Annotated in this window: 15 protein-coding genes; 4 read left to right on the top strand and 11 right to left on the bottom strand. The window is 69.3% G+C overall.

All coding sequences use genetic code 11. From position 1 onward, the window contains the following. Positions 1–15: 15 nt before the first annotated feature. Positions 16–2052 carry a S9 family peptidase gene (locus tag GVV86_RS03015; protein ID WP_159801346.1) on the bottom strand — a complete coding sequence of 679 codons (2037 nt, stop codon included), beginning with the start codon at positions 2050–2052 and terminating at the stop codon, positions 16–18. A 47-nt stretch (positions 2053–2099) separates the two neighbouring features. Here GVV86_RS03015 and GVV86_RS18840 point away from each other — a divergent pair, with 47 nt between their 5' ends. Continuing rightward, entirely contained in the window at positions 2100–2936 is an 837-nt protein-coding gene (locus tag GVV86_RS18840) for a putative RNA methyltransferase (RefSeq protein WP_159801344.1), read from the top strand. A gap of 29 nt (positions 2937–2965) precedes the next feature. Here GVV86_RS18840 and yczE read toward each other — a convergent pair whose 3' ends face one another. Next, positions 2966–3610 carry a membrane protein YczE gene (yczE, locus tag GVV86_RS03005; protein ID WP_246199618.1) on the bottom strand — a complete coding sequence of 215 codons (645 nt, stop codon included), beginning with the start codon at positions 3608–3610 and terminating at the stop codon, positions 2966–2968. 147 nt (positions 3611–3757) lie between these two features. Here yczE and GVV86_RS03000 point away from each other — a divergent pair, with 147 nt between their 5' ends. From GVV86_RS03000 to GVV86_RS02990, 3 genes are all read left to right on the top strand, one after another. Further along, on the top strand, positions 3758–4237 hold the full coding sequence (locus GVV86_RS03000) for an NfeD family protein (protein WP_159616511.1): 480 nt from the start codon (positions 3758–3760) through the stop codon (positions 4235–4237). A 51-nt stretch (positions 4238–4288) separates the two neighbouring features. Further along, positions 4289–5233 carry an SPFH domain-containing protein gene (locus tag GVV86_RS02995; protein ID WP_159616509.1) on the top strand — a complete coding sequence of 315 codons (945 nt, stop codon included), beginning with the start codon at positions 4289–4291 and terminating at the stop codon, positions 5231–5233. 189 nt (positions 5234–5422) lie between these two features. After that, positions 5423–5770 (top strand): RNA polymerase-binding protein RbpA, encoded by a 348-nt coding sequence (locus GVV86_RS02990; RefSeq protein WP_120168085.1) that lies wholly within the window; start codon positions 5423–5425, stop codon positions 5768–5770. Between the two features lie 93 nt (positions 5771–5863). Here GVV86_RS02990 and GVV86_RS02985 read toward each other — a convergent pair whose 3' ends face one another. The 9 genes from GVV86_RS02985 to GVV86_RS02945 form a co-directional block, all read right to left on the bottom strand. After that, positions 5864–6592: a polyprenol monophosphomannose synthase gene (locus GVV86_RS02985; protein WP_159616507.1), complete on the bottom strand. Its 729-nt coding sequence runs from the start codon at positions 6590–6592 to the stop codon at positions 5864–5866. Positions 6593–7034: 442 nt separating this feature from the next. Then, positions 7035–8672: an amidohydrolase gene (locus tag GVV86_RS02980; RefSeq protein ID WP_159616505.1), complete on the bottom strand. Its 1638-nt coding sequence runs from the start codon at positions 8670–8672 to the stop codon at positions 7035–7037. A gap of 50 nt (positions 8673–8722) precedes the next feature. Continuing rightward, positions 8723–11536, bottom strand: coding sequence for a DEAD/DEAH box helicase (locus tag GVV86_RS02975; protein WP_159801342.1), 2814 nt, complete (start codon positions 11534–11536; stop codon positions 8723–8725). A 58-nt stretch (positions 11537–11594) separates the two neighbouring features. Beyond that, the gene (gene tatC, locus GVV86_RS02970) at positions 11595–12422 is read right to left on the bottom strand and encodes a twin-arginine translocase subunit TatC (RefSeq protein WP_159616501.1); all 828 of its coding nucleotides are present in this window, start codon (positions 12420–12422) and stop codon (positions 11595–11597) included. 5 nt (positions 12423–12427) lie between these two features. After that, a complete protein-coding gene (gene tatA, locus GVV86_RS02965; protein ID WP_159801340.1) occupies positions 12428–12748 on the bottom strand; it encodes a Sec-independent protein translocase subunit TatA in 321 nt (106 codons plus the stop codon). A 195-nt stretch (positions 12749–12943) separates the two neighbouring features. Continuing rightward, positions 12944–13291, bottom strand: a complete 348-nt coding sequence (locus GVV86_RS02960) for a hypothetical protein (protein WP_159801338.1) — start codon at positions 13289–13291, stop codon at positions 12944–12946. 9 nt (positions 13292–13300) lie between these two features. After that, a complete protein-coding gene (locus GVV86_RS02955; protein WP_159801336.1) occupies positions 13301–15283 on the bottom strand; it encodes a helix-turn-helix transcriptional regulator in 1983 nt (660 codons plus the stop codon). 114 nt (positions 15284–15397) lie between these two features. After that, the gene (locus tag GVV86_RS02950; protein WP_159616493.1) at positions 15398–15793 is read right to left on the bottom strand and encodes an FKBP-type peptidyl-prolyl cis-trans isomerase; all 396 of its coding nucleotides are present in this window, start codon (positions 15791–15793) and stop codon (positions 15398–15400) included. Between the two features lie 39 nt (positions 15794–15832). After that, positions 15833–16771 carry an FKBP-type peptidyl-prolyl cis-trans isomerase gene (locus GVV86_RS02945; RefSeq protein WP_159616491.1) on the bottom strand — a complete coding sequence of 313 codons (939 nt, stop codon included), beginning with the start codon at positions 16769–16771 and terminating at the stop codon, positions 15833–15835. Between the last annotated feature and the right edge of the window lie 119 nt (positions 16772–16890).

Raw genomic sequence — 16890 nt, 5'->3', positions numbered from 1 at the left:
GCTGCTCCCGCCGGCCTACCGCTCCGGGCTTGAGTCCGCCGGCTGGTTCCGCCCGCTGGGGAGCCAGTCCGCCCACCACCTGAGGATGTGCTCGAAGCGCTGGCGGCGGTGCCAGGGGGTGCCGGAGCGGGAGAGTTCGTGGTTCTCCCCCGGAAACAGGAGGAGTTCGGTCCGTACACCCTGTTTCTTGAGCGCCGTGTAGTAGCGCTGGGCCTGCTCGAGCGGGCACCGCAGGTCCTCCTCGGAATGGATGACGAAGGTTGGGGTGTCCACCGAACCGATCTGGGCGAAGGGATTCTGGCCCCGCACCTTCTCGGGGTCGGTTCCCGTGTACTCGTCTGAGAAGAACCAGCCGATGTCCGAGGAGCCGATGAACGAGGGCGGGTCGAGGTAGCCCCGCTCCACGATGGCGGCGGTGAACCGGTGGTCCTGGGAGATGGTCCAGGCGGTGAGGTAGCCGCCATAGGAGCCACCCATAATCCCGACCCGGTTGCCGTCGATCGCGGCGTACTTGCCGAGGGCGCCCTCGAGGAAGGCCAGGACGTCCTGGAGGTCGAGGGTCCCCATCGCCTCCTTGATGACCCGCCCGTGCTCCTGTCCGTATCCGGCCGACCCGCGCGGGTTGCACATCAGCACCGCGTAACCTGCGCGGGCGTACACCTGCGCCTCATCGAAGTAGCCCCACCCGTACTGCGAGAAGGGGCCCCCGTGGATGTTCAGCAGCACCGGGTGGGGACCCTCCCCCTCGGGCAGGATCACCCAGCCGTGCACCTGGGTCCCATCGGGCGCCGGAAAAGTCTCCTCGACGGCGGGTAGAACCGTCGTGGCACCGCGCAGCTCCGCGGAGAAATCGGTGAGGGGTTCCAGCCCCTCTGGGCCCACCAGCGCCGCGTCGCCGGCCGTGCCGGGGCCCGTGTAGCTCACGAGGGCTCGGCCGGCGGCGGAGGCAGCTCCCGTTACCACGACCGGTCCGTCGACGAGGGTGGAGGCCGTGCCTTCCGCCCCGACCTCAAGCAGCCCGCAGGCGCCGCGGGTGCGGTGAATCACCAGGACCGAGGAGTCCCCGTGCGGGACCACCTCGAGGACTTCCCCAAGGTCAACGGTCTCGGCGTCGGTCAGCCGGCGGGCCTCCCCCGGTGAGTCCATCGGCGCCGCATACAGTCCGGTATTGCGCGCCACGAAGTCCAGGCCGGTGGCGGAGAGCTCACCGGCGAGGTAGAAGAGCCACCGGCCGTCCCTGCTCTGGACCGGCGCCGCGCAGTCGAGCCGCTGGGCCGCGGAGAGCCCCGAGAGCTGCTCCCTGCCGGTGCCGTCGCGGCGGACCGCGTACACCTCGCTGGCCAGGGTCGAATCGGCGTCCGGGCTGAGGGCGGCGGTGAACAGGATCCGGCCGCCGTCGGAGGTGAACCGCGGGCTGTTGTGATCCGCTGCGTCCGAGGTGAGCTGGACGGGCTCGGGCAGAGGGCCGGGACGGTCCGCGCCGATGTCCTTTGCGGCCCGGCCCGCGGGCTCGATGAAGGGTTCCGCCTCGAGGCTCGGGACATCCACCAGGAAGAGCTGGGCCCTCTTGTCCGCCGTGTAGCCGAGCCCGTTGGCGCGGTACTGGAAGGTGGTGATCCGACGCGGGTCCTCGGCCGGGGCGCCGACTCCCTCGACGGTGCCGTAGCGGCCGGCCTCGGGCACGCGGGCGACGAACACGATCGACCGCGAATCCGGGGCGAAGCGGAAGTCCTCGACGCCGAGGGGCTGGTCGGTGACCTGCACCGGCTCACCGCCGCGGGCGTCCATGAGGTGCAGCTGCGGCTTATCGCCGGGATGCGACCGCAGGAAGCCCAGCAGCGAGCCGTCCGGAGAGAACTGGGGGGCGGTGTCGCGGAAGCCGCGGCTGAGGCGCCGGTGCGAGCCCGAGTCCGTCTGGAGTTCCCACAGCTGGCCCACATAGGCGTCGGCGTCGAAGTCCGGGCGGGTCACGGCGAACACCGCCCGTCCGCCGTCGGGGTGAAGCGTCGGGGTGCCGACGGAGTGAAGGAGGTTCAGCTGATCAGGTTCCATCCACCCGAGACTAATGCGTCGAAGTCCGCTCCGCCTAGGATGGTGGGATGCCCGCCGCGCCCGAGACCCTGCTCCTGTGCCCCGTGTGCGGTTCCTTCCTCCGTCCGGATGGGCGCGGCCTTGCCTGCGCTTCCGGGCACCGGTTCGACGCCGCCCGGCAGGGCTATGTCAACCTGCTGACGGGCCGGGGAACGCCGTTCGAGGCCGACAGCGCCGCGATGGTCGAGGCGCGGGCGAGGTTCCTCGCCGCTGGACACTACACGCCCCTGAGGGATGCGATCGCCGATGCGGCGCAGCGGCACGCGCCCGCACCGGGAGTGATCGTGGACGCCGGGGCCGGGACCGGCTACTACCTGCGCGGCCTGGCCGACCGCTTCCCCGGGGCGCTGACGGTCGCACTCGACATCTCGAAGTTCGCGCTGCGCAGGGCCGCCCGCGAGCTGCACGGCGGCATCGCGCTCGTATGGGACCTGTGGCGGCCGCTCCCCCTGTCCACAGGCAGCGCGGACCTGCTCCTCAATGTCTTCGCACCCCGCAATGTCGAGGAGTTCGTGCGCGTGCTCTCCCCGGGAGGGCTGCTGGTGGTGGCGACGCCGCTGCCGGGACACCTGGGCGAAGCCGCCCGGCTGGTCCCGATGCTCGAGGTCCCGGCCGATAAGGCCCAGGACCTCGCCGGGTCCCTGGACGGGCGCTTGACCGAGGTGGAGCGCCGGGAGGTCGTCCACGAGATGCGGCTGTCCCCGGAGGGGCTCGCGGACGTGGCCGCCATGGGCCCGGCGGCGCGGCACCTTGAGCCCCCGCAGCTTGCGGCCCTTGTCGAGGGCCTGGACGGGGAGGTCCCGGTGACCGCCCGCTTCACCGTTCAGGCGTTCCGGCACTCCTGAGCGGCCGCGGGAGCCCGGGGTCCGGCCCGCTAGGCCTTCCCGTCGGAGCTGCCGCGGAGCGGAACATGAAGCGCCCGCAGGGCCTGCTGGACGAGGGGGCCGATGGCCAGCGCGAAGATGACGGTGCCGAGCCCCACGACGCCGCCCAGCAGGAAGCCCACGACGACGACCGTGAGTTCGATCGATCCCCGGACCGTCCACACGGGCCAGCCCGTCAGCCGGACCAGGCCGGTCATCAGGCCGTCCCGGGGGCCGGGCCCCATGCCTGCGCCGATATACAGCGCCGTCGCGACGGCGAGCAGCAGCAGGCCGGCCGTGAACATGAGCCCCTGAAGGAGAAGGTGGTCGGGAGCGGCGAGCAGCCTGAGGACGACGTCCGCGGCAAGGCCGACGAGAATCGTATTGGCGATCGTTCCCCAGCCGGGACGCTGCCGGATGGGAATCCACAGCAGCAGCACCCCAATGCTGATGACCACTGTCGCGATGCCGAAACTCAGGCCCGTGCTCCGTGCGAGTCCCTGCCCGAAGACATCCCAGGGCGAGGCGCCGAGGTTCGCGCGGACCATCAGCGCAATCGAGGCGCCGTACAGGAACAATCCGAGGTAAAGCCGGAGGTGGCGCAGCAGCAGGTTTGGCGAGGTGAGGAGGCGGAAGAGCACGCTCAAGTGTCCCACCGCGGCTCCCAACACACTCAAATCGATAACGACCGCGCCGCGAGGGGCTCCGGGCCTAGGTATTGCCCGGCCACTTTGGCACAATGAGCAGCACATCCGACAGCAGCCGTGCCGCCGGATCTGCCCGCCGTTCCGGGAGGGGAAACGATGTTTGGTTGGCTGGTGGAGAACCCGTGGATTCTCTGGCTCGTCCTGTTCCTCGGTCTCGCTGCGGTCGAGACGCTCACGCTCGACCTGCTTTTCCTCATGCTGTCGGTCGGGGCGCTCGCAGCCCTGATCGCCTCCTTCGTGACCGGTTCCTTCTTCCTGCAGGGTCTGGCGTTCTGCGTCGTGGCGTTGATGATGGTCCTGCTGGTCCGCCCCATCGCCCTGAGGCACCTTCGGGGAGCCACCGGCGACCAGCGTTCCAACATCGAGCGCCTCATCGGTGAACCGGCGCTCGCCCTCGAGACCGTCACCTCCTCGTCCGGAACCGTCAAGATCGGCGGAGACACCTGGTCCGCCCGCACCCTGAACGGGGTCTCCGTGCCCCCCGGTGCGCGGCTCGCGGTGGCGCGGATCGAAGGAGCCACCGCCGTCGTGGAGCCGGCGGCGGAAAGCCCCGATCCGAACGCCGACTACCTGTAACTTCCAGCGGGGTCACCTCGGTCCCGCAGTCAACTCAATCAAAGGGGATCCATGAACGGCGACGCCGGGACCATCGGACTGACGATCATCCTGATAGTCCTTGTCCTATTCGTTCTCATAGTGCTGGTGAAATCGGTGCGGATCATCCCGCAGGCCCGGGCGGGGGTGGTTGAGCGTCTCGGCAAGTACCAGCGCACCCTGCTGCCGGGACTGACCATCCTGATTCCATTCGTTGACCGGCTGCTGCCACTGCTCGACCTCCGGGAACAGGTCGTCTCGTTCCCTCCGCAGCCGGTGATCACCGAGGACAACCTGGTGGTCTCCATCGACACCGTCGTGTACTTCCAGGTGACCGACGCGCGGGCGGCGACCTACGAGATCGCCAACTACATCCAGGCGGTCGAACAGCTGACCACCACCACCCTGCGCAACGTCGTCGGCGGGCTGAACCTCGAGCAGGCGCTGACCTCCCGGGACCAGATCAATGGCCAGCTGCGCGGCGTCCTCGACGAGGCCACGGGAAAGTGGGGCATCCGGGTCTCACGGGTCGAACTGAAGGCCATCGATCCGCCCCACTCCATCCAGGATTCGATGGAGAAGCAGATGCGGGCCGAACGCGACCGGCGTGCTGCGATCCTGACGGCCGAGGGCACGAAGCAGTCCGCGATCCTCACCGCGGAAGGTCAGCGGCAGGCCGCGATCCTGGCCGCGGAGGGCGACGCGAAGGCGGCGATCCTGCGCGCCGATGGCGAGGCCCAGGCCATCCAGAAGGTCTTCGATGCAATCCATCTGGGCAACCCGACGCCGAAGCTGCTCGCCTACCAGTACCTGCAGACTCTGCCGAAACTCGCCGATGGGTCCTCGAACAAGCTGTGGATCATCCCCAGTGAGATCGGTGACGCGCTGAAGGGGCTTGGCAGCGTTCTCGGAACGACGACGTCGGACTCCCCCAACGGCCAGGCGGCGGAACAAAATGTGCAGAAACGTGACGCCTGACGCAGGATCCGGGTATAGTTGGTGGTTTGCCGGAATTTCTCGTCCCCGGCAGGAACATTCCCGCTTGATGCGGAGTTATAAAGTATGCGTACCATCTCGGCCCCGTGCTGCCTTCAACGGCGGCTGGACCGCGGTGCACGCAGATCGGTGCCGGCTCAGCCGGAAGCCACTCGTTGAGTAGGAGAAAATATGAGCGATCGCAGCCTGCGCGGCATGCGCCTCGGAGCGCAAAGCATGGAAACCGAATCGGGCGTGGAGCCCGCTCCGCGCCAACGGGTTGAGTACCGCTGCGAGGACGGTGAGCGGGTCTTCGTGACGTTCGCCGCCGAAGCGGAAATCCCCCCGGTGTGGGTTTCCAAGACCGGCAAGGAAGCGCTCCTGGTGGACGGGGAGCGCCCCGACACCTCTAACGACAAGCCGGTGCGTACGCACTGGGACATGCTCCTTGAGCGCCGCTCCGTCGACGAACTCGAGCAGATCCTGCAGGACCGCCTGACAATCCTGCGTGAGCGCCGCGGCGAACGCCGCTCGGCCTGACGCCAGGGTCCTTCCGGCCGATGCCGGTGACGCCACCTTCGGGTGGGGTCACCGGCATTTTTTGTGCCCGGCATTTTTGTACCCGGCGGCGGCTTAGCGGTCGCGGCGGGTCAGCTTCCGCCACCGGGCCGCCAGGCCCCACCGGGTGACGCTGACGATCGCCTCAAGCACGATATTGCCGCTCATCTTCGAGTCCCCCAGTTCCCGCTCCACGAAGGTGATGGGCACCTCGGTGATCTTCAGGCCCAGGCGGGCCACCCGGAACGTCATGTCCACCTGGAAGCCGTACCCGACCGAGTCAACTGCCGACAGGTCGAGCTTCTCAAGCGTCCCGCGGCGGAAGGCACGGAAGCCGGCGGTGATGTCCCGCACGGAGAGGCCGAGCATGAGGCGCGAGTAGGTGCTGCCCGCCCGCGACAGGAGCTTGCGGTGCGCCGGCCAGTTGACCACGCTGCCGCCGGGGACCCAGCGCGAACCGATCACCAGGTCGGCGCCGTCGACGGCGTCAAGGAGGCTCTGCAGCTGCTCCGGCCGGTGGGAGCCGTCGGCGTCCATTTCGACCAGGACGTCGTAGCCGCGTTCGAGGCCCCAGCGGAACCCGGCGATGTAGGCCGCACCCAGCCCCGCCTTGCCGGTGCGGTGCAGCACGAACACCTGGGGATCCGCCGCCGCCGCCTCGTCCGCGAGCCCTCCGGTGCCGTCCGGGCTGTTGTCGTCCACGATCAGCACGTCTGAGGCGGGCACTGCCTCGCGCAGCCGTCCCAGCGTCAGCGGGAGGGATTCGATCTCGTTGAAGGTCGGAATGATGGTGAGAACGCGCAAGCGAGTGGGGCCTTTCCGGAGGAGACGCAGGGACCGCTGGTGCCTGCCAGGTCAAACGGCAATTATAGGCGACCGACCCGAACGGCCCGGCGGGCGGCGGCCGCGCGGGGATCCCTCCATCGAGCAGGCCCGCCCGCCTTCGTACCAGAAACGGTGAACCGGATCTGTTCTCTGATGGCGTGCGGGCCTGCTCTTGATGAGTGCCGTCACCGTCCTCACCAATGCGGCGGTTGAGCCGAACGGGAGGTTGATTGCGCCGGTGGCCGGCCAGGTCAGTCCTCGAGGAGTTGCTCCAACCCGTAGAGACTCAGCTTACGTGCTGGGGGCGAGGTGTCAATGTGCCTCTGACCTGCACAAACGTCCTTCCGTGCAGGTCAGCGTGCGGTCCGGGAACAGGCCTTTTCGGTTTGTGGACAGCTCTTGACTGATGGGCCCGGGGCCACTAGACGCCGCTTCCACCGTCCTCGGAAAACAGGGTCCGGCCGTAGTGGACGGTCTCGATGCAGCGCGGCGGATTCTCGGTATCCAGCGCCGGCAGCAGCGGGGTCCCGGCCCGGGGATCCGTGCTCCAGGACTGCACCCGGTTGTCGGGTGTCTGGACCATGAGTTCGTCAACCCGCCAGACGGCGAAGGACGCCGGCGAGCCCGGCGCCAGCTGGCCCAGCATCGGGTTCACCGCACCGGCTGCCCGCCAGCCTGCCCGGGTATGGGCGATGAAGGCCGCCCGCGCCGAAACCGCCTCGGCGGGATTGCTGTGTTCGATGCAGGCCCGCACGGAGGCCCACGGGTCAAGGGGCGTGACGGGGCTGTCCGATCCCATGGAGACCGGCACCCCGGCCGCCAGCAGGGCCCCGAATCGGTTCATGCCGCCCCGGCGTTCGTCCCCAAGGCGCTGCGCGTACAGCCCCTCCGGGTGCCCCCAGAGGGAATCGAAGACCGGCTGGGCGCTGACTGTCACCCCGAAGTGGACCAGGGCGGCGATCGCGGTGTCGTCGGTCATCTCGACGTGCTCGAGCCGGTGGCGGGAGCGGCGCACCGCCTCGATGCCCAGTCTCCGCTCGGCCTCCCCCAGGCCGGCGAGGACGACGTCGAGCCCGGCGTCGCCGATCACGTGGAAGCCGGCCTGCACCCCTTCGGCGGTCGCGGCGCTGAGGTGCGCCCCGACGGCCGGCGCGTCGAGGAAGACGTGTCCGCGGTTTCCGGGGTCGTCGCTGTAGGGATCCCGCAGGGCCGCGGTGCGCGAGCCGATCGAGCCGTCGACGTTGAGGTCACCCGCGAGCCCCGCCAGGCGGCCGTCGAAGGAGGCGAGCAGGCTCCGAACCTCCTCCGGGGAGGAGACGGCCTCGGCCCAGTAGGGAATCACCCCGGGCAGGTCCGTGCCGCCGTCCCCCGCGCCGAGGGCGAGCAGGCCCTCGAGGTCCTCCCGGGGGGAGATATGCGGTGCGGCCATTTCCACGACGGCGACGATGCCGAAGGAGGCGGCGTGGGCAAGGGCTGCGCGCTGCAGGGCGGCGCGGTCGGTGGGGGTCAGGGCGCGGGTGGCGAGCCGGGCCGCGGTGTGGGCGGCGCGCACCAGGAAGCCGTCGTTCCAGCCGTCGAGGCCGGCTAGGCCCAACGAGGCCGCCAGGGTCCCGGACACGACAGCCGAATGCACATCCGCCCGGGTGAGGTAGACAGAGCGCCCGCCCGAGGCGGAATCCAGCTCGCCGGCCGTGGGCACGCGCCGCTCGGGCCACCGGGACTCGTCCCAGCCATGGCCGAACACCGGACCCTCGTGGGCCGCGGCCGCGGCACGGACGCGCTCGAGCAGGTCCGCCAGGCTGGTGCAGGTGGACAGGTCGATCGAGGCGAGCCCCAGGCCGGTCTCGGTGGTATGGAAGTGGGAGTCGACGAAGCCCGGGGCGACGAGGGCACCGTCGAGGTCGACGGTGCGGACCCCGGGCCCGCCGAGGTTCTCCGCGGCATGCTCACCGCCGATCCAGGCGACCGTGCCGCCGTCAACGAGCATGGCGGTGGCGAAAGGGTCGGCTGGGCTGTAGACGGAGCCGTTGCGGTACAGGACAGGGCGCTGGGAATCCATGGAGTGGTAACGGGGCTTTCGTTAGGAGGCGGGAGATCGTGGGGGTGGGGCTATTCGGTGATGTTGGAGTAGGCGACGACCCCGCGGCGGATCAGGGCGATGGCCCTGACGCAGCGCCCGTGAAGCCCCTCCGGCAGGTCGCGGACCTTGGCCAGCTGATCGAGCAGGTCGATGACCTGCTTGGCCCAGCGGACGAAGTCGCCGGCGGCGAGTTCCGTGCCGCTCAGGGCGGCCTGCAGCGAGCGGCCCTGGGCCCACTTGTACATGGGCCAGACGAGTCCGAGTTCGGGCTCCCCCGTCACGGGCAGGCGGTGCTGCTCCTCGCTGTCGGTGAGGCGGGACCATTCACGGATGATGATGTCCACCGAGCTCTCGAGACCGAAGCTCGGCAGAACCGGCCGCAGTCCGCGTTCCTCGCGCTTGGCCTGGTACACCAGCACCGAGGCGACCGCTGCGAGTTCGGCGGCGTCGAGTTCGTCGAAGGCCCCGTTCTCGACCGAGAGGGCGATGAGGAGGTCCTTCTCCCCGTAGATGCGGCGCAGTTTCTGCCCTTCGGGGGTGATCTTCAGGCCGGTCTCGGCGTCCGGTGCCACGTAGCCGTAACCGGCCAGCACCTCGGAGACCCTGTCGAAGGTCTTCGCGATGGTGTTGGTCCTGCCGCGGATCTGCCCGGCAAGGCGGTCGGTCTCCTTGCGCAGCTTCAGCCAGCGCTCGGACCAGCGGGCGTGCTGTTCCCGCTCGCTGCAGCCGTGGCAGGGGTGGGCGCGCAGGCGCCGGCGCAGGTCGGTGATGGCCCGCTCCTCGGCGGCGGCGGTCGAGGAGTGAAGCCCGTTCCCGCGGTCGGAGCCCCGGCGTGGAGGCCGTTTCTCCTGCAGGGCGTTGCGCAGGGAGGACGTGAGGTCGCGGCGGTCCTTCGGGCTGCGGGCGCTGAAGCTCTTGGGGATCCGGATGCGGGAGAGGATTTCGATGGGCCCGTCCAGGTCCTGGACGCCCACCCGGCGGATTTGCGTGTCGATGGTCAGCACGGTGGGCCGCGGCTCCCGGGAGGGATCGCTGTCGAGCACCACGGCATACCCCTGGCTGCGGCCGCCGGGCACATCGATAACGTCGCCCGGCCGCAGCGCCTCAAGGGAAGCCTCCGCCGCGGACCGTGCGAAGCGGGACCGGTCGCGGGAGGCACGTTGTTCGAGGTCGGAGAGGTCCCGCCGCAGGCTGGCGTACTCGCCGAAGTCCCCAAGGTGGCAGGTCATCGACTTCTCATAACCGCGCAGGGATTCCTCCCGGCTGCGCAGCTGCTTGGCCATGCCGACGACGGAGCGGTCGGCCTGGAACTGGGCGAAGGAGGTTTCGAGGATCTCCCGCGAGCGTTCCTGCCCGAACTGGGCGATGAGGTTGATGCTCATGTTGTAGGTCGGGCGGAAGCTTGAGTTCAGCGGATAGGTGCGCCGGGAGGCAAGCCCGGCGACGGCCCCGGGGTCGGTGCCCGGCTGCCACAGCACCACGGCGTGGCCCTCGACGTCGATGCCGCGGCGCCCGGCCCGGCCGGTGAGCTGGGTGTACTCCCCCGCGGTGACGTTGACGTGGGCCTCGCCGTTGAACTTGTCGAGCTTCTCCAGCACCACCGAGCGGGCGGGCATGTTCACGCCCAGGGCGAGGGTTTCGGTGGCGAAGACGGCCTTGACGAGGCCGGCTGCGAACAGCTTCTCGACGACTTCCTTGAAGGTCGGCAGCATGCCGGCGTGGTGGGCGGAGAAGCCGCGGATGAGGCCCTCGCGCCAGGTCCAGAAGCCGAGGATCTCGAGGTCGTCCCGCGGAATCTCCTGCGTGGCCCCGTCGATGGTCTCGCTGATGGTCCGGCGCTCGTCCTCCGTGGTGAGCCACAGGCCGGCGTGCAGGCACTGGGTGACGGCGGCTTCGCACCCGTTGCGGGAGAAGATGAACGTGATCGCCGGCAGCAGGCCGGCGCGGTCAAGCGCGGTGATGACCTGGGGCCGGCTCGCGCGGCGCACGAGGGTCTCCTGCGGCCGGCGTGCGGGCGCCCTCCCCCGGCGTCCGGAGCCCCAGCCCGCGCGCTGGTTGAGCCGGACCTCGTTGCTCGCCAGTTCGAGCAGTTCGGGGTTGACCTCGTAGAAGTCGCGGGCCCCGCCCTCCGGGCCGGACGGCGCTGCCTCGTCGAAGGCCACATCGCCGGCGAAGAGGTCAAGCAGGTTCGATCCGACCATCACGTGCTGCCACAACGGCACCGGCCGGTGCTCGGAGACGACGACGTCTGTGTCGCCCCGGACCGTGTCGAGCCAGGCCCCGAATTCCTCGGCATTGGAGACCGTGGCGCTGAGGGAGACGAGCTTCACCTCGGTCGGCAGGTGGATGATCACCTCCTCCCAGACGGCACCGCGGAACCGGTCGGCCAGGTAGTGGACCTCGTCCATGACGACGTACCCGAGGTCGTCGAGCGTCTCGGAGTTGGCATAGAGCATGTTCCGCAGCACTTCGGTGGTCATGACGACAACGTCCGCGTCGGGGTTGATGGTGGTGTCCCCGGTGAGCAGTCCCACCCGCTCCGAACCGTGAACCGCGGCCAGTTCGGAGTACTTCTGGTTGCTGAGGGCCTTGATCGGTGTGGTGTAGAAGGCCTTGAGGCCCTGCTGCAGGGCAAGGTAGACGGCGAACTCCCCCACGACGGTCTTCCCGGCGCCCGTGGGCGCGGCGACGAGGACCCCTTTGCCGGCCTCGAGGGAGGTGCAGGCGTCGCGCTGGAAGGGATCGAGCTCGAACGAGAGCGTGTTCTCAAAGGCGAAAAGCTGGGTCCGTGCCATCGCGTTGCGGGTCTTGGCCGCCTGATAGCGCTCTGCGGGGGTGCTCATCTTTCAACCCTAAACGCTGGGCCGGGGAGCGGCACGCATCACCGGCCCCCGGTCGCCGCTACAATCCCTCGATGGTCGAGGCCGAGTCGGCGGTGGCGTTCAGCTCGGCCTCCCGGGCGGCGTTGCGCCGGGCGCGCCGCTTGTCGTTGAGCAGGCACAGGCCGATGGCGGCGAAGAAGAGCACGAGCATGGGCACGGCAAGGTAGAACATGCTCACCGCGTCGGCGCCCGGTGCGGCCATCGCGGCGAAGAGGCAGACGAGGAAAACGGTGATGCGCCAGGCTTTGAGGATCTGCCGTCCCGAGATCAGCCCGACGAGGTTCAGCCCGAACAGCACCACCGGAAGCAGGAACGCGATCCCGAAAGCGAGCATCAGACGCAGGATGAAGGTGATGAACACCGACACCGTGATGATGTTGGTGAACCCTCCGGGAGTGAAGTCCGTCAGGACCCTCACCGCGTTGGGCAGGACCAGCCAGGCGAGGTAGATGCCGGCCAGGAACAGGGGGACGGCCACCGCGATGAACGACAGGGAGATCCGCCGTTCCTTGGCGTGCAGCCCGGGCGTGATGAACGCCCACAACTGGTACAGCCAGACCGGACTGGAGATGATCAGCCCCAGGAACACCGAGACCTGGATGAGCAGGTCGAACGGGGAGGCGACAGCGTCGAAGTTCAGGGCCGCACTGCGGCCCTCCCGCTCGTTAAGGTCCTTAATGGGCGCCGCCAGGGCTTCGAGGACGGGGTTGTAGATGAAGAAGCCGACCACCGTGCCGGCGACGACCGCCAGGCCTGACTTGAACAACCGGATGCGTGCTTCGCGCAGGTGTTCCTTGAGGGCCATCCGCCCTTCGGGGTTGGCCTTGCGCCCTCGGGTCCGTGCCATGGCGCCTAGGGGGTGGAGCCCGGCGTTCCGCCCGGGGCCGAAGTGGAGCCACCGGCCGCTCCGGGGGGATTGTGCGGGGCGGCCGTCGGCTGCCCCGGCGTGCCGTGGGTCTGTGCGTCGGGGCCGGAGGCGACGATGTTTCCCTCGACGGGCGCGCCTGCGGTGCCGCTGCCGGTGTTGTTCTCATCCTTCATCTGCTTGACCTCGGACTTGAAGATGCGCAGCGACTGGCCGGCGCTTCGTGCGAGTCCGGGGAGCTTGGGCGCACCGAAAAGTAGGATCGCGATCACGATAATAATGACGATCTGCCAGCCATCGAGCCTCATGCCAGGTTCCTCTCCTAGGTCCTCTTCAGTTTAGGTCATAGATCGGGGCCGCCGTGCAGCAACCGGGGCCGCAGGCAGTGCCGGTCCGGCGCCCCGCCGCGGGATTCACAGCCCGGGACAGGACTGCACCGTCCCGCGTCCTCCGCGAATTCATTCAACGTTCGTTCAGGCCCTCAGCCGCGGGCCGGAGGCGACTCAGAGGTGCGGAAGGTCGCGCAGCAGCTGGGGCCGCCGGTTCTCGGCCCGGCGCCGGATCCGCCGCTCCCGCCGCCGCCCCTGGCGCAGCAGCCGGGCTGCGTGGTTGGCCCGGCGAACCTCCGCTGGCTGAGCAAAGACGGCGGGGACGGAGGAATCGGAGGCCTTCTCGGCGGCGGCATCGGATGCGTGCGTGGGAGGCGCGGCATCGAGAAGCGACGACGCCGTCTCGAACTCGTCCAGCGCTGCCATCGCCTTTCGGAAGACCCGGAAGCCCACGGCGAGCAGGAACAGGGCGCTGACCGCTACCAGGGCGATCCACAGAACCAACCACATCCACCACGACATTGCTTCAGTCTAAGCCGCGGTTGACGCCAGGGCCGCCTCGAGCCAGCGCAGGACCTCCACACGCAGGTCCCCGGGCCCAGCCACGGCCGCCGCCCCGCCGAGCCCGGCGATGAGACCGGGGAGCCATGCCACCGAGCCGACCCGTAGTTCGGCGGCGAGGGACCCCTCGCCCAGTTCGTCCGTCCGCACGGCGTTGTACTGGGCCGCGATCCACCGGGCGGGTTCCTTCAGCACCAGCACGATGCTCCGGTCATCCGGCGAGGGGGTATAGAGCCCCGCGGAGGGCGCCGCGTCCTGGGGCGGCCCCGCCTCACCGCCCCGGGTAACGGGCCGGTCCGTGAGCCGGACGTCCTGGATGCGGTCGAGCCGGAAGTTGCGGAACCCGGCGGAACCGACGCACCAGGCCTCCACATACCATCGGTCGTCCTGGGAGAAGGCGCGGACCGGTTCGATGACCCGCTCAGTGATCTGGTCGCGGGCCGGCACGAGGTAGGACATCTCCACCTGGACGCCGCGCCGGAGGGCCTCCTGGAAAAGCTCCAGGTGGGGCTGCACCTCATCCTCGCTCAGCCGGGTCGCGACGACAGTGCCCATCCGGGCCGCGTCTCCGGCCGCCGCGGTGAGCTTGGCCTGGGCCGTGGCCAGCGCCGGATGGGCGGCGATGCCCGGCAGGTCCCGCAGCGCCTGCAGGCCGACGATGAGGGTGCACGCCTCGTCCATCGCCAGGCGCACCGGCTGGGAGAGGTTGCGGGCGTTGCTCAGGTAGATTCTGCCGCCCTCGACGTCCACGTCCATCAATCCGTCGGGGTAGTGGCGCGGACCGCTGACGAACAGCAGGTCGAGGTCGCGGGTGAGCTGGGCCTCGGTGACCTCGAACCGCTGCGCCGTCTCCTTGAGGTCGGCCCCAGGGTGTGCCAGCAGGTAGGGCACCAGGTCGAGCAGGCGCAGCAGATGGTCCTGGGCCGAGGATTTCCGTCGCGGCGCTGTTCCCTGCCCTCCGGTGGGTTCGACCTCCGGGGCGCTGCGGGCGGCATCGAGGGCGGCGGTGAGCAGCTCGCGCACCCGGGCGCCGAGCTCGGCCGGTTCGACGACGGAGGCGTTCGCGCCGAAGCCTGCGACCTCCGCCGCGAAGGCCGGCAGGCCGGTGTAGGGCACGCGGAGGCGGTCCCATTCCTCGCCGTGTTCGACGAAGGTTGAACCCCGGCGCACCCGCAGGACGTTGCAGGTGCCCGGGCGGACGAGCAGTTCGGCGGTCCCCTCGGCGTCGCGCCGGGTCAGTGAGGCCAGCGCCGCATTGATATCGAAGGACTCGGGCGGCTCAAAGCCGCCTTCGCGCAGGGCCGGCGGTGAGGTCATCCGGGACAGGCGGAAGAACCGTTCGGCCTGCCGGTCGGCGTCGAACCCGACAAGGTACCAATGCCCGAACCGGGAACCCATCCCCCACGGCCGGACCGTGCGTTTTTCCTCGCGTCCGGTGCTTGCGGCCCGGTAGGTGAACGTGATGGTCCGGCGGGCGGCCATGGCGCGCCACACCTCGTCCCAGTACGGTTCGCTGGTGCGGATCCTCGGCTGGACGGGCAGCGGCGCCGGCTGCTCGGTTCCCGGGGTGCGCAGGCTGAGCTTCCGCATGGCCCGGGAGGCGGCGGAGTCGAGCGAGGCCGGGTCCCACATCCCCGCCGCGAGGCTGAGGAAGGTGTACTCCTCGGCGGTGAAGGTCACCCCGGTGAGCTGGTACTCCTCGGCGTTGATGCGGTAGCGCTGCACCGTGTTGTCGGTCTCGAAGAGGGGATCCTCGCTGAAGGACTCAAGCGGAATGCCCTGCTCCCGCAGCATCGCCTTGTCCCGGTCGAAGAGCTTCTCCCGGGCTGCCGGCGTGGGCGCCTCACGGTACAGTTCGATTTCCTCGAACAGTTCCTCCTTGCTGAAACCGCGTTTGCTGGACAGCAGCAGGATCACCAGGGTCAGGAGTCGTTCGGTTCGTTTTGCGGACACGGGAGTTACCTTACCTGCCTGCGAACCGCCGCCGGACCAGCCCCTTGCCTGCCCGGAAACAGCGCTGCCGCCCGGCGCCGGAGCGCGGGCGGCAGCTGCCGGAGATGGAAGGGCTCAGCGCACGTCGAGCAGGTCGACGACGAAGATCAGGGATTCGTTCGGGCCGATCGCCGAGCCGGCGCCGCGGGCGCCGTAGGCAAGCTCGGAGGGAATCTCGAGCCGGCGGCGGCCGCCGACCTTCATGCCCAGCAGGCCCTGGTCCCAGCCCTGGATGACCTGGCCGACGCCGACCTTGAAGTCGAGCGGTGCGCCGCGGTTCCAGGACGCGTCGAACTCCTCGCCGGTGGAAAACGCGACCCCGACGTAGTGGGTGGAGACGGTGTCCCCGGCGGTGGCCGCCTTGCCGTTGCCTTCAATGAGGTCCTCGATGACGAGTTCGGTGGGTGCGGCGTGGGCCGGGAAGTCGATCTCCGGCTTGGACCGGTCGAATTCGCGCTGTCCAAATGACATGGTTCTCCTTTGCAGGGTGGGGGTGTTCGGGTGGTGCGGTTACTTGGCGGCGGCCTTGCCGGTGATCTCCACGAAGAACACGAGCGTGCCGGAGGGGCGGCCCTCGGGTGCCGGGTCGCCGTAGCCCCAGGCGCCGGGGATGACCAGCAGAACCTGCGAGCCGACCTTCTGGCCGGCGAGGCCCTTCGTCCAGCCCTCGATGACGCCGGTCAGCGGGAACTCGGCGGGTTCGCCGCGCTCGAAGCTCGAGTCGAACTGCTCGCCGTCCTCCCAGCGCCAGCCGCTGTAGTTGGCGGTGATCGTGTCGGACTCGGTGACGACCTCGCCATCGCCCTCCTTGAGGACCTTCACCACAAGGTCCTTGGACGGCTCGTTGTCGGGGATGGTGACCTCGGGTGCGCCGTCCTTGGCGAACTTGAACGTGGGCAGCTTGCCCTCGTCGTCAAGCTTGCTGACGTCCTCGGGGGAAAGGATCTCGGGCTCCGGCGCGGGGTCCTTGGCGGAGATGATCTTCAGGACCACCAGCTGCTGCGGAGTGGCCTCCTGGCCTTCGGCAGGTTCCTCGATCGGACGGGTGTACCCGATCTGGGCTCCGACCTTCGTGCCCACCAGGACCTCGTACAGTTCGGCGTCCTGCTCCTTGAGCGTGTCGTCAACGGGCAGCGGCTGCGGCTGGCCGCCCTCGTAGGTGTCACCGAGCTTGCTTCCGTCCTCGGCGTTGAAGAACGCAGCATTAAAGGTGATCTGCTGGCCCGCCTTGATGGTCTTGCCGTCGCCCTCGACCAGGGTCTTCACGGCGGGGGCTGTGACCTTCAGGGGCGTGTCGAACTCGACCTTGGGGGCCTTCTTGTCGCTGCCGCCGCTGACGGTGACCGACTCGAAGACGTCAGCGTCGCCGGCCGACTTTCCGGTCGACGCGCCGCCGCATGCGGTGAGCGCGAGCAGCAGGGGCAGGAGGAACAAAAGTATCCGTCGCACAGAACTTCTTTCGCAGGAGTTGTCGGTAGTTCAGGCAGCGCCCATCCGGACGGGCACCTTCAAGCCTAACGGTTCCCGGGCGGCGTTTTCTCCCCAGGCCCGCACCCCGTGGTGCCCTC

This window comes from Arthrobacter zhaoguopingii (assembly GCF_009828595.1).
GTDB lineage: Bacteria > Actinomycetota > Actinomycetes > Actinomycetales > Micrococcaceae > Arthrobacter_D > Arthrobacter_D zhaoguopingii.
The sequence above is the reverse complement of the archived record's forward strand: the minus strand, read 5'-3'. Positions and strand labels throughout refer to the sequence as shown.